The 11,886-nt window shown below is 40.3% G+C and carries 9 protein-coding genes; 4 read left to right on the top strand and 5 right to left on the bottom strand.

Going from position 1 to position 11,886, the window contains the following annotated elements; translation table 11 throughout:
- Nucleotides 1-244 precede the first annotated feature (244 nt).
- Together ltrA and DSM08_RS11020 are read left to right on the top strand one after the other, a co-directional pair.
- Nucleotides 245-1,519, top strand: a complete 1,275-nt coding sequence (gene ltrA / locus DSM08_RS11030; protein WP_223110803.1) for a group II intron reverse transcriptase/maturase — start codon at nucleotides 245-247, stop codon at nucleotides 1,517-1,519.
- 127 nt (nucleotides 1,520-1,646) lie between these two features.
- Nucleotides 1,647-1,829: a hypothetical protein gene (locus DSM08_RS11020; protein WP_149526206.1), complete on the top strand. Its 183-nt coding sequence runs from the start codon at nucleotides 1,647-1,649 to the stop codon at nucleotides 1,827-1,829.
- Nucleotides 1,830-2,119: 290 nt separating this feature from the next.
- Here DSM08_RS11020 and DSM08_RS11015 read toward each other — a convergent pair whose 3' ends face one another.
- The 5 genes from DSM08_RS11015 to DSM08_RS10995 all read right to left on the bottom strand — a co-directional run bounded on the left by DSM08_RS11015 (nucleotide 2,120) and on the right by DSM08_RS10995 (nucleotide 9,010).
- Nucleotides 2,120-3,112, bottom strand: coding sequence for a transposase (locus tag DSM08_RS11015; protein ID WP_149525820.1), 993 nt, complete (start codon nucleotides 3,110-3,112; stop codon nucleotides 2,120-2,122).
- 359 nt (nucleotides 3,113-3,471) lie between these two features.
- Nucleotides 3,472-7,017 (bottom strand): chromosome segregation protein SMC, encoded by a 3,546-nt coding sequence (smc, locus tag DSM08_RS11010; protein WP_149526205.1) that lies wholly within the window; start codon nucleotides 7,015-7,017, stop codon nucleotides 3,472-3,474.
- Between the two features lie 83 nt (nucleotides 7,018-7,100).
- Nucleotides 7,101-7,577 (bottom strand): DUF6882 domain-containing protein, encoded by a 477-nt coding sequence (locus tag DSM08_RS11005; protein WP_149526204.1) that lies wholly within the window; start codon nucleotides 7,575-7,577, stop codon nucleotides 7,101-7,103.
- A gap of 81 nt (nucleotides 7,578-7,658) precedes the next feature.
- A complete protein-coding gene (locus DSM08_RS11000) occupies nucleotides 7,659-8,345 on the bottom strand; it encodes a DUF4397 domain-containing protein (protein ID WP_149526203.1) in 687 nt (228 codons plus the stop codon).
- Between the two features lie 95 nt (nucleotides 8,346-8,440).
- A complete protein-coding gene (locus DSM08_RS10995) occupies nucleotides 8,441-9,010 on the bottom strand; it encodes a suppressor of fused domain protein (protein ID WP_149526202.1) in 570 nt (189 codons plus the stop codon).
- Nucleotides 9,011-9,163: 153 nt separating this feature from the next.
- Here DSM08_RS10995 and htpG point away from each other — a divergent pair, with 153 nt between their 5' ends.
- Both htpG and DSM08_RS10985 read left to right on the top strand, forming a co-directional pair.
- Nucleotides 9,164-11,053, top strand: coding sequence for a molecular chaperone HtpG (gene htpG, locus DSM08_RS10990; protein WP_149526201.1), 1,890 nt, complete (start codon nucleotides 9,164-9,166; stop codon nucleotides 11,051-11,053).
- 253 nt (nucleotides 11,054-11,306) lie between these two features.
- Nucleotides 11,307-11,822 carry a hypothetical protein gene (locus DSM08_RS10985; protein WP_149526200.1) on the top strand — a complete coding sequence of 172 codons (516 nt, stop codon included), beginning with the start codon at nucleotides 11,307-11,309 and terminating at the stop codon, nucleotides 11,820-11,822.
- Nucleotides 11,823-11,886: the final 64 nt, after the last annotated feature.

The raw sequence follows: 11,886 nt of genomic DNA, 5'->3' as shown, positions 1-11,886 counted from the left end.
TGGACTGAAATGTCCTTATCTACTCGACTAGTACCCTGTTTCTCTATTTTCTACAGGGGAAGGTCTGAATGTTAGAATGGCAAAGGAACCAAGAAGTTTATGACGAAGCGCTAAAAGCCGAACCACTTAAGAGAACTGCTTACATGAGGGTAGGTCGGAAACCGATAGTAGAATGTAAGAGGAGCTTAGCCTAGTTGTGCAACCAATGGACACAATGCCTGAGGAATTTTTTTTTAGTAATACTATGCTGGAAGAGATATTACACATCCGAAATGTCAAACACGCAGTTGATCGTGTCATCTCTAATGGAGGTGCCAGCGGGATTGATGGTATGCAGATCGATAACCTTCGTGACTACCTCAATACGAATTGGAAAACCCTTCGGTCGGATATTCTCTCTGGCACTTACCTCCCACAAGCTGTTCGGAAAGTTGAGATTCCCAAAGCAAGTGGCGGCAAGCGTATGCTGGGTATCCCCACGGTCATCGACCGAGTTATTCAGCAAAGCATTTCCCAATGGCTTGGGTTAAAGTATGAGGGTGATTTTCACGATAACAGCTACGGCTTCCGTGCGAATCGTAATGCTCATCAGGCCGTCAGTAAAGCGCAAGAGTATCTGAACTTGGGCTACACGTGGGTCGTTGAACTTGATTTGGAACAATTCTTCGATCAAGTGAACCACGACAAACTGATGCACCTTTTGAGCAAGAAGATTACGGATCGTCGAGTCCTAGCCCTGATCGGGAAATACCTTCGTTGTGGGATTATGGAACATGGTCTTGAACAAAAGCGAACCAAGGGCACACCCCAGGGCAGTCCTTTAAGTCCACTTTTGTCAAACATCATCCTGAACGAACTGGATACGGAACTCAGTTCCCGTGGACATCGATTTGTACGCTATGCGGATGACTGTAGTATCTACACGAAGAGCAATAAATCCGCCACTCGTATTATGCGCAACATCACCAGCTACATCGAATCTACACTAAAGCTGAAAGTGAACCGTGAAAAGAGTAAGGTAAGCAAACCTTCCCAAAGTAGTTTACTCGGCTTTAGTTTCTTCAAAACTCAAGGAGATTGGCAGATTCGTATCTCTGCAAAGAGTATCGAACGAATCCGAGAGAAGTTACGTCAAAATACTCGACGTAATACAGTTACTGCTATGCATGAGCGACTGACTAAACTACGGCAAATTATTCACGGCTGGGTGGATTACTTTCGTATAGCAACGAATAAGAAGGTGATGGTAGCACTAGATAAACTAGTGCGAAGACGCTTGCGTGTTCTGCTTTGGAAACAATGGAAGACGGCAGGTAATCGAATTCGGAACTTAATGAAACTGGGAGCCCAACGCTGGCTTGCCTACCAACATGCGAACACCCGTAAATCCTATACTCGGACAGGGACAAGCCCTATCGTTCAAACAACGCTAACAAACTCATACTTTACTAAATTAGGTTACGAAGGATTTGCAGACTACTACTACTGGAGAACAACGCATCAAACGACGTTATTCTAACAAACCGCCTTGGTACGGATCCGTATGCCGGGTGGTGTGAGAGGACAGATAGGGAAATAATCCCTATCTTCCTACTCGATTGTATAGGGTATTAGTTATATTTAATTCGTAAAACCAATTGTTTGTTATGAGTTACAATAAGATACAACTGTTGCTGATCTCTGCTTTCGCACTGTTGACTTCAATCTATTTTTTTCTTGGGAATGAGGTTATCCATAAGATCATCGGCGTGGTCTGCTTGTTGATCTTACTGGGATTGAATGGCTACTACTATTTTAACTCGACCGGCTGGCTGAATCGGAAGAAGTAAGTTTAAATGTGAGACATTAGACATTAGACATAAGACATTAGACGTAAGACATTAGAGGATGGCGGCTAGAGATGGTCGCCATGTTTCTTTAAGATAAATGAGTTGTTTTGAACATATGAGATTTTTTTTCTGAAGTGGGAAAGGAAGGATTTTAGAATGAGCAGTGTGTTGTCTTTGAACTAGGAAAGGAAGGATGTAAAGATGAGCAGAATCCTGTAAATCCTTATATCCTTCCTTTCCTGGTATTCTAGGTTTTTGACATATGCAAATTTTCTTTAATATTTTTTCTATCACGCTGCATAATGATAATCTTCCCGATACATCTCCTGTCGTCCGATCAAGGAAAACATGATCAGAATCAGCTTGAATTTCACATTGTTCAAGACCAACGGGTAAGCTTTGGTTGTGAGCTTCCGTTGCGCATATTCTCGGAGCGTCTTGTCATGTGTAATGGCAATCTTTGCCGCTTGGTTCAACTCCTGCTTGATGGCCTTGTTGGCCATATGCGAGACTCGCTTTCGACCGCGAATACTGGTCCCGGAAGTGTGCTCAAATGGTATCACACCGGCATAGACAGCGTATTTTCGGGGATCGGTAAAAGCCTTGAAATTCTCCGTATAAACGATCGTCATCCAGGCATTGACCGGGCCTATCCCTTTGACGCTTTTGAGGATCTGATAGTTCCTGTTGAGCGATTCATCGCTTTCGATGAGCTGTAAGATTTCTCGTTCTACTCTGTAGATCTCTTTCTTATAAACATCTATCATTGTTTTACTGACCTTCAGGATCGCCTTCCCTGCGTCTTTCCCGTACATCGCCTTGCGCTCAGAGCTGCTCGCTTTGTAACCGGCCATCTCTCTCACTAGACGTTTACGAAAGGAGATCAGCTGCTTAAGATCAAATATTGTAGAATTCAATTTACCGCTTGGTTCGAGCATATAAGCCTTTTCTTCCCCATACTGGGCAATCCTAAAGGAGTCTTGCTTATCGCTCTTGCCACGGACCATGCCCATCGACTTCTTGATCTCTAGACCAGATTTGCGTGTATACGAAAGACCTTTTGACTCGCAATACTGCAGGAATCTGTATTCATATCCACCAGTATATTCCATGATAAAGAAGACTTGGCTTGATACAAAACCTTTCCCTCGCATCCACTTTGCCAATTGCTTAAATCCCGAACTGTTGTTCTCGATCTTAATGAAATCATGTGTGCCCCAATGGCAGATGTCCAATGTCTTCTTAGACACGTCGACACCTAAGGTAATACGATCTTTTTTCATGATCTAAACTTTTTAATGTAAATGATTGAAAAATTGCCCGTTACCTAGTACCTTTGAAGTACCTTTGATAATAAAACTATTCTAGTTTGGCCTTAGGCAATGAATAAGGTAGGCACAGATACCAGGAAAAGTCCTCGTTGACTACTTCAAAATAATGTTCAACCTGCCTTATTCATCCTAACGCTTCCGTTAGGTAATACCTTACATCTTCTATTAAGTATTTATTCATCAATTACTCTCTGTTTAAACCAAAGGTTCAAAACAATACGTATCCTTCAATTGCTAGTTCAAAACAATACGTATCATTCCTTTCTTAACCGCTATACTCTAATATCTAAAATCTTACATCTAATATCTAACTACGCCACATCTCTCAAATCTACTGCTACAACTCTTGATACACCTTGCTCAACCATGGTTACACCATAGATAATATCAGTGCTTGCGATGGTGCGTTTGTTGTGAGATACCACAATAAACTGCGATTGGTTGGAGAACTCGCGGATGATATTATTGAATTTATCGATGTTCGTATCATCTAAAGGAGCATCTACCTCATCGAAGATACAGAACGGTGCTGGCTTCAATAGGTATAGCGAAAATAGTAAGGCAGTGGAGGTCAGTGTTTTCTCACCACCTGAGAGCTGATTGATCGATAAAGGACGTTTTCCTTTCGGTCTTGCGATAATGTCAATGTCGGATTCCAATGGGTTATTAGGGTCGCTTAATACGATATCACAGGAGTCTTCTTCATTGAACAGCGAGCGGAATACCTTCACGAAGTTTTCGCGTACAGTCGTGAATGCGTACATAAATTTATCGTTGGCGGATTGGTCGATTTCTGAGATTGTGCTCAGTAGGGATGCTTTGGCATCCATGAGGTCGGTTTTCTCTTTGTCAATAAAGCCATGGCGTTCGAACATTTCGTCATAGGCTTCTTTTGCCATCGGGTTGATAGTGCCGTAGTCGTCCAATTGCTTCTTCAACTTATTGCACTTGGTATGTAGTTCTTCGAATGGAAGGCGATCTTCCGGAACTTCCTGCTCCAATAGGTCCTGCAACTCGATGTTGAACTCTACTGATAAACGTTCTTTAAGTGCGTTTAATTCAATCTGTAGAGAGGTTTTCTTGTCTTTATATTCGTTGATGATGGTATCTGCGATGTCTTTGTTGCGGCGCAACTGACCGATATTCTCTTCTAGATCGTTAATTGCTTGGCGACTTGCGTAAAATTCTTCTTCTATTTCCTTAAGTCCTTTCTCATAAAGTTCCTTCTGCTCGTACATCGCTGCTAGATCGATTTCATCCTTAGAACCGCTATTGACAGATTCTATGATCTCTTTCTTCACTTGATCGAATTCTTGCGTGTTCTTTTCGATACGTTCAAGCAACGTATCTTTTTGATGCTCACGGTATTCTAAGTCTTTCAATAGGGTAGAAACCTTACTTTGCTGCTGATGGAACTTGATATTGGCATTGTTAAAAACAGCCGATCTTTCTGTCAAGATTTCAGAAATATCTTGATATTGCTGTTGCAGAAGAACTAATTCATCTTGATTTGTCGAAGCCTTCAGTTTAAAGTCCTGAAGTTCAGGTTCTGCTTTCTCAAGCTCGACAAGGATAGAGGCGATCTTGGTTTCAATATCCTGCTTTCTATTCTGACTATTGTTGATGAATGTCTGGTATTGTTCCTGTTTGGTTTTAACAGAAACTAGCTCATTTGTCAAGCGATTAAGTTGTACACGTTGTTCTTCAATGAAAACTCGTTGAGAACCTCCCTTTAAGCGGATAAGCTTCTCGTTTTCTACGCGTAGGTTTTCTTGTAACTCAAGAATACGCTGATTTAGCGTTTTGATCTCTTTTGCAAGAATTTCTAAGTTCTTTGCACGTCCGATGCGTTTTCCTTCGAATAAGCCTACCGAACCGCCCGAAAGACCTAGCTTTGTTTTGGAAAACTTACCGTCTTTATGAAGTATAGTGATATTATCAGTCGGTAAATCAGATTCTAGACTGATGTCATCTTCCGACTTAAGAAGATAGACGCCATCGAGTAGGATAGTGCATAAGCTCTTGAACTTGTCATCAACCGATATGACATCCATTGCCGATATCAGGCGGCTGTCGTCATTGTTAGCTTGTTCTGCTGCAGGAAGCTGTTTTACAGCTTCGAGGATGAAGAAGTTCGCCCGACCACGTGATGAATCACTAAGTAGGTTGATTGCTTTTACAGCATCCTCTTTCAGGTCAACTACGTAATGGTTCATGATCGGCTCAAGGAAGTTCTCGATAGCAACTCGATAATCTTCCTTACAGAAAAGGATATCCGAGAATAGGGGATATTGCTTCTTCCAGCCCGCATTCTTACGTAAGAATCGAATAGACTCTGGGAATCCTTCGAGATTATCGACAAGGGATTTCGTAAGGTTGTATTCGTTTTGTTTCGCATCTACAACGCGAGATTCTCTGTTAAGTTCGCTCGTATATTGACGGATATTATCTTCCGTCTGTTGAATCTGTTGCTGTAATTGCTCTTCTGTATGAATTGCAGCGTCAAACTGTTCTTGTTGGATATTGACGCGTTCTTCCAATTCTGCAACCACAAGACTGAACTGATTGAGTTCAGCTTCTTTTGCGATAGCGTCATTAGCAGTACGTAAGGATTCTTGCTCTAAAGCGTCTTTTTGGATACCTAAGACAGCAATGTCTTTTTCTAAACGGTAGATATTGTTCTGTAGTTCAGCATTATCCCTCGTAAAGCTGTCGAGTTTTCCTTTTGCAGATTGTTGTTGTCCGCGGAGCTCTTCGACCTCTTGTTTATTGTTTTCTAAGTCTTGTTTGATATCATCAAGCTTGTTCTGCTCTTCGAATAGCTCTTCGTTCAAGCGTTTTACACTGTACTCTATTTGAGTGAGTTGTTGATTATCAGTTGCGATATCATTATTTAAACGAGTTTCCTTTTCCTGTAAATGGATCATCTTCGCATTCTTCAGTTTTTCATCTGATTCTAATGCGCGGATCTTGTTGATATACTCGTGAGTAATCTTCTGCTGCGTCGCAAGGTTTTTCTCTTTGGCAAGGATGTCGTTCTTTTGGGTCTGTAAAACAGTTTCTTTGGATGCAATCTGTGTTACAGTTTCCTGTAGCTGGTCCTTCTGTTGGTTTTCTTGCTCCTGAATGCGCTCTAGATCGTTGTGGAAGTTCTCCAGACGATAGTAGGCAAGTCCAATACTCGCTTCGCGATATTCTTCTTTAAGGGCAAAGTATTTATCGGCTTTCTTAGCTTGATTTTCTAAAGACTTTAGATTCTTATTGATTTCGAACATCAAATCATCAACGCGGGAGAGGTCAGCTTCCGTGTCCTTAAGCTTCGCTAAGGTTTGTTTTTTGCGGACTTTATATTTTGATATACCCGAAGCTTCTTCAAAGAGGTTTCGGCGCGAATTGTCTTTATTGGCGATGATTTCATCAATCATCTTCAATTCGATGATCGAGTAGGTATCAGCACCAACTCCAGTGTCGAGGAATAGATCGGTAATATCTTTCAAACGACATTTGACATCATTTAAGCGATATTCACTTTCGCCGGTACGGAATAGCTTTCTTGTAATGGTTACCGTCGTGAATTCCGTCGGGAGTATACTTTTAGTATTGTCAAAAGTTAGGGATACTTCAGCAAGATTGGCAGCTTTACGGTTCTTTGTACCGTTGAAGATGATATTTTCCATCTTTTCTGAACGCAATGTACGCGTGCTTTGCTCCCCTAGTACCCAACGTATGGCATCAACAACATTAGATTTCCCACATCCGTTTGGACCTACAATGGCCGTTACGCCTTCATTGAAGTTGATTACAACCTTGTCACCAAAACTCTTAAATCCTTTGATTTCTAACTTCGTTAACTGCATTTAAACTGTTTTCCGTATAAAAAAATATCCTGCGAAAATAGTGAATTTCGCCCATTGTTGAAAGTATCGCATTTTGCTGAATGCTAAGTGGTCAGTAATTTCGTGAAATAAACAAAATGGGGCGTGCCATCGATCTGTATTTTGAAAATTCCTTTACCGCCACGAAGATAGGCAGCAATTGCGGTGACTGCCCAAGCGTCGCCTTCTGTTGCGGGCCATTCCGCCTGAGTTAGCAAACCATAACTAAAGAATTCTCCATAGTTTTTGATGATGTCTAGCTCTTCCATTTCCACTGATGATATTGCCGGATTAGCCCAACGCCAAGTCCATAAGCCACTGTTCTCATCCAAGTAGCCAACTGCTTGATATCCTGCTTTCAGGACTTCTTCGCCATCTTTGACAAAACTAATATTGGATTTCTCTGTGTCTAAGCTGTATTGATCATAAGCTCCAAAAGAGAAGTCTTCTGTTAGGATTTCATGCTGATCCGTAACAAACTCATGTGCTTTTTTGTGCAACACGCGAAAGGACTCGTCGACTTGTGGTTTAGATAGGTTCATGTTTTTTGTTTACAATAGCAAAAATAAGAAAAGCCCATAAAATATGGGCCTTCCAAATTATGGATGTATTGTAAAGCTGCCTTACTCTGCGGATAAATACCCTATATATAGCGGCTTTTCCGAGTCACCTTTTGTCCCCATTAGGGCAAAGGTATAATATAGACCTTTTTTGAAAACGATGTCTTCTCGCTCTGCAAGGATGTTTCCTTGCTCATCTTTCGCAGTAACCTTGAAAGTTCCTGTATTAATCGGACGGAATATCTGTGCTTCCGACACGGTGTTTTTATTTTCCTGTATGCGATCTTTAAAAGCTGGCACTTCTTGATCTCCAATTTGGAATGTAACTTTTGCTACTCCATTTCCAAGATGTACGAAGCGTGCTGCAGCCTTTTCGCCTAAGTTTTCAACTGGCGAATCTGTCGTTCTGATGAACTTTGGTTTTCCAACTGCACCATACACATAGCCCGTATAGAATGTTGAATCTGCGTAGTTCATTGTGGTATCAATTAACATCTTATTGTCCATGCGGCTCATCACCTCTAAACGCTTGCTTCCTGGGAAAGCGCGAAATGAAGTATATGTCTTATATGGAAAGCTAACATTATTGATTATACGTCCATCCATTTGGTAGTAAACGTCAGATGCGTCTGGATATGAGTTTAATAAAGTTACAATTGCTTGTGGCGTTGGTTGTGCATCATCTTTCAAACAGCTACTCATTGTGAAGATGGCTAACACTATCACGATTAAAAAATGCGTATTTTTCATGTTTTTCATATTATTCTGCTGTCAATCATTTTTTTGAACGTTCAACAACAATACGGAAGCGTCAATCATTACGCTACAATACAATGAAAAAAAAATTAAATAGCCTTTCTATTAACTTGCTGTTGATGAGTTTTGATGGCTTGGAGAAAACTTTCTATTCCCAGCTTTTGAATGGTAATAATCTCGGATTGATAAATCGGGATTAGTTGAACTAACTCGATGCCTTTTGATTTCTTGCTGTCATAAATTAAACTGGTATCGTCAAGAAACTGAACTTCTGAAACGACAAAAGCATCCATCTCAGAATCAGGACTAATTTGTTGACCAATCTTAATTATTTCTCCCTTTCTGAATGGGCAGTCTGTTCTAAGTTGATTTGCTAAATACCCGACAATATGAACCCAGTTCATTTCATTGGATGCCACCTGTAGGCATAATTCCACTTGCTGCAATCGTTCAGGATGGCTGGCGAAGGAAACGCCATAGGAAAATGCGGTTATCAAGCGATCTTCAGTTTGAGGGAATGCCAATGTATAAACAAAGAGGAGTTTTTTCTGTGCGCTCTTTTCCCTAAAAATCTGAGCCTTTGACTGCATTCGTTCTTCGATGGATTGTCTATAGCGTTCAATAGGAGATTTTAAAAAGTCGGGTTTCTTAAAAAGCATGCTCTTCAGTCTTGTTTACACGCAAATTTAGGGTTTTATGTAATAATTGCAGTTTTAGCTGTCAAAATGACTTAAAAAACACAATGGAATGCCTATTGATATGCACTAACGGAGAATTATTTATAATAAAAAACGATAAATCATATATAGCATATGCAAGAAGAAAAAGGTACAATTTCCATTCATACCGAGAACATTTTTCCGGTAATCAAAAAGTTTTTATACTCGGACAATGAGATCTTTTTACGCGAGCTAGTCTCAAACGCGGTTGATGCATCTCAAAAAATTAAACGCCTAGGTTCCTTAGGTCAGTTTGCTGGTGAGGTAGGGGATTTAACTGTAGATGTTAAGTTTGATGAAACAGCAAAGACGATTACTATTTCAGATAATGGTATCGGGATGACTGCCGAGGAAATTAAGAAGTATATTAACCAGATTGCTTTTTCAGGTGCAACGGAGTTCATGGAGAAGTTTAAAGAGGCGAATGACGCAAATGAAATCATTGGTCGCTTTGGATTGGGCTTCTATTCAGCGTTTATGGTTGCTGATCGCGTAGAGATTGAGTCGCTATCTTACCAAGAAGGTGCTGAACCGGCACACTGGACTTGTGATGGTAGTACAACCTATGAGATCTCAACTGGTAGCAGAACTAGCCGCGGAACGGATGTTATCCTTCATATCAACGAAGATTCTACGGAGTTCTTGAACAAATCTAGAATCCAGGAGATTTTAGATAAGTATGCGAAGTTTTTACCAATTCCAATTCGTTTCGGAACGAAGTCTACTCAGGAACCTGACGGAGAAGACGAAGAGGGAAAACCAAAATATAAGACTGTTGAAGTCGATAATATCATCAACAATACCAATCCAGCATGGACGAAATCGCCATCGGAATTAACTGATCAGGATTATTTAGATTTCTATCGTGAGTTATATCCATATGCGATGGATGAACCTTTGTTCTGGATTCACTTAAATGTAGATTATCCGTTCAATTTGACGGGTATTTTGTACTTCCCTAAGATCAAGAACGATTTAGAGATTCAGCGCAACAAGATCAAATTATATTCTAGACAAGTATTTATTACCGACGAGGTAAAAGATATCGTTCCAGAGTTCTTAATGCTATTACACGGGGTGATTGACTCTCCGGATATTCCATTGAACGTATCGCGCTCTTTCCTACAGGCGGATAGCAATGTGAAGAAGATCAATAACTACATCACTAAAAAGGTTGCTGATAAGCTGCAGGAGATCTTTAAATCGGATCGCAAAGGCTTTGAAGAGAAATGGAATGATATCGGTCTTTTCATTAAATACGGTATGCTAAGCGATGAGAAATTCGCAGAGAAGGCGATAGATTTCTGTTTATTGCAGGATACACAGGATGCTTCTTATACCATCAAAGAGTTCTATGAGAAGGTAAAAGATATCCAAGTAGACAAAAATGGAAATATCGTTTACTTGTACACCAATGACAAGGCACAACAAGATAGTTTCATTGCTCCAGCCTTGGCAAAGGGTTATGATGTATTGAATCTGAATGGTCCATTAGATACACACTTCGCAGGATTCCTTGAACAAAAAGGAGGAGAGAAGGTGCAACTGAAACGTGTGGATGCCGATATCATCGATAAACTGATCGAAAAAGACGAGAAGATTGAACTGAGTCTATCTGAAGAGCAAAGCAAAAAGGTTAGTGAGACGTTTGAAAAAGCAATCTCTAGAGCGGATATGAAGGTGGAAGTGGATGCTTTAAATGAAAACGATCTTCCTGTATCGGTGACTTTAGACGAGTTCATGCGTCGTATGAAAGATATGGCGAAAACAGGTGGAGGTATGGGCTTCTACGGCAACTTGCCTGATAACTACAAAGTTACTGTCAATGGAAACCACCCATTGGTGAAACGTATCGTAGACGCCTCTGAAGAGGACGGCGAAAAATTAGCGAAGCAAGCTTTTGATTTAGCATTATTGTCAAGAGGCTTATTGACCGGAGCAGACCTAACTGCTTTTGTTAAACGTAGCGTTGAGATGATCTAAAAGCTAGATTTAGTCTCTATAAAACAAAAGCCGCCTGTTTCTGACAGGCGGCTTTTTTTACTTAACACTTTTTAACTTCCCCGGCATTAAACTTATCAGCCCAATTTCCACTCTTATCCATACAAAGACAATGAAAAAAGCTCTACCTGCAGGTACTATATTTAATTTAACAGCTTTTAACAATTGTCAATTAAACTATTGAGATTAAAGAATATCAAAAGAATATAAGTTGAACAATTAAAATATCGTTCCTATGAAAAAGTTATTAAGCATGGCAGTATTTATGGCTGGATTAACAGGTCTTACATACGCACAAAGTACAAATACAGAAATCGATAACAAAGATCCGAAAACGAAAGAAGTTCGCCAAGAACGCAAAGGTCGTATGCATATGAAACGTCATGGTGCTATCATGAATAAAACAGCAGAAGAAATTGCGCAGGCTAAAACGGATCGCTTAGATAAAGAGTTGAAATTTACGGATAAGCAGAAAAAAGATGTTTATGCTTACCATTTAACCCAAGCGCAGGAGTGGAAGGCGAAAGCTGAAGCTCGTAAGGCGGAGCGTCAGGCTCGTATGAATGAAATGAAAGCCGACCGCCAGGCATTTGAGAATCTTTTGACAGCGGAGCAGAAAGAAATTTATAAAAATAAGTTGGCTGAAAGAAAACAACGTTTTGAAAAGTCGCCACGAAAAGAACACCGCAAAGGAGGAAAAGGCAACTTTAAACCTGTTGAAACTACAGATGAGTTAACAGACAAAGTATAGTTCATAATTAAAACGGTAAGTTTTAAAGGTTATATATTAGTTAGTGGTTATATGTTTAATTGAT

The organism is Sphingobacterium hotanense, from assembly GCF_008274825.1.
Taxonomy (GTDB): domain Bacteria; phylum Bacteroidota; class Bacteroidia; order Sphingobacteriales; family Sphingobacteriaceae; genus Sphingobacterium; species Sphingobacterium hotanense.
Note: the sequence above shows the minus strand (reverse complement) of the source record. Positions and strands in the feature narration are given on the sequence as shown.

Excerpts from the sequence above, each read along its gene's own strand:
- DSM08_RS11000 (WP_149526203.1), bottom strand. The coding sequence starts at position 8,345 with ATGAAAAATACGCATTTTTTAATCGTGATAGTGTTAGCCATCTTCACA.
- smc (WP_149526205.1), bottom strand. The coding sequence starts at position 7,017 with ATGCAGTTAACGAAGTTAGAAATCAAAGGATTTAAGAGTTTTGGTGAC.
- DSM08_RS11020 (WP_149526206.1), top strand. The coding sequence starts at position 1,647 with ATGAGTTACAATAAGATACAACTGTTGCTGATCTCTGCTTTCGCACTG.
- htpG (WP_149526201.1), top strand. The coding sequence starts at position 9,164 with ATGCAAGAAGAAAAAGGTACAATTTCCATTCATACCGAGAACATTTTT.
- DSM08_RS11015 (WP_149525820.1), bottom strand. The coding sequence starts at position 3,112 with ATGAAAAAAGATCGTATTACCTTAGGTGTCGACGTGTCTAAGAAGACA.
- ltrA (WP_223110803.1), top strand. The coding sequence starts at position 245 with ATGCTGGAAGAGATATTACACATCCGAAATGTCAAACACGCAGTTGAT.
- DSM08_RS10995 (WP_149526202.1), bottom strand. The coding sequence starts at position 9,010 with ATGCTTTTTAAGAAACCCGACTTTTTAAAATCTCCTATTGAACGCTAT.
- DSM08_RS11005 (WP_149526204.1), bottom strand. The coding sequence starts at position 7,577 with ATGAACCTATCTAAACCACAAGTCGACGAGTCCTTTCGCGTGTTGCAC.
- DSM08_RS10985 (WP_149526200.1), top strand. The coding sequence starts at position 11,307 with ATGAAAAAGTTATTAAGCATGGCAGTATTTATGGCTGGATTAACAGGT.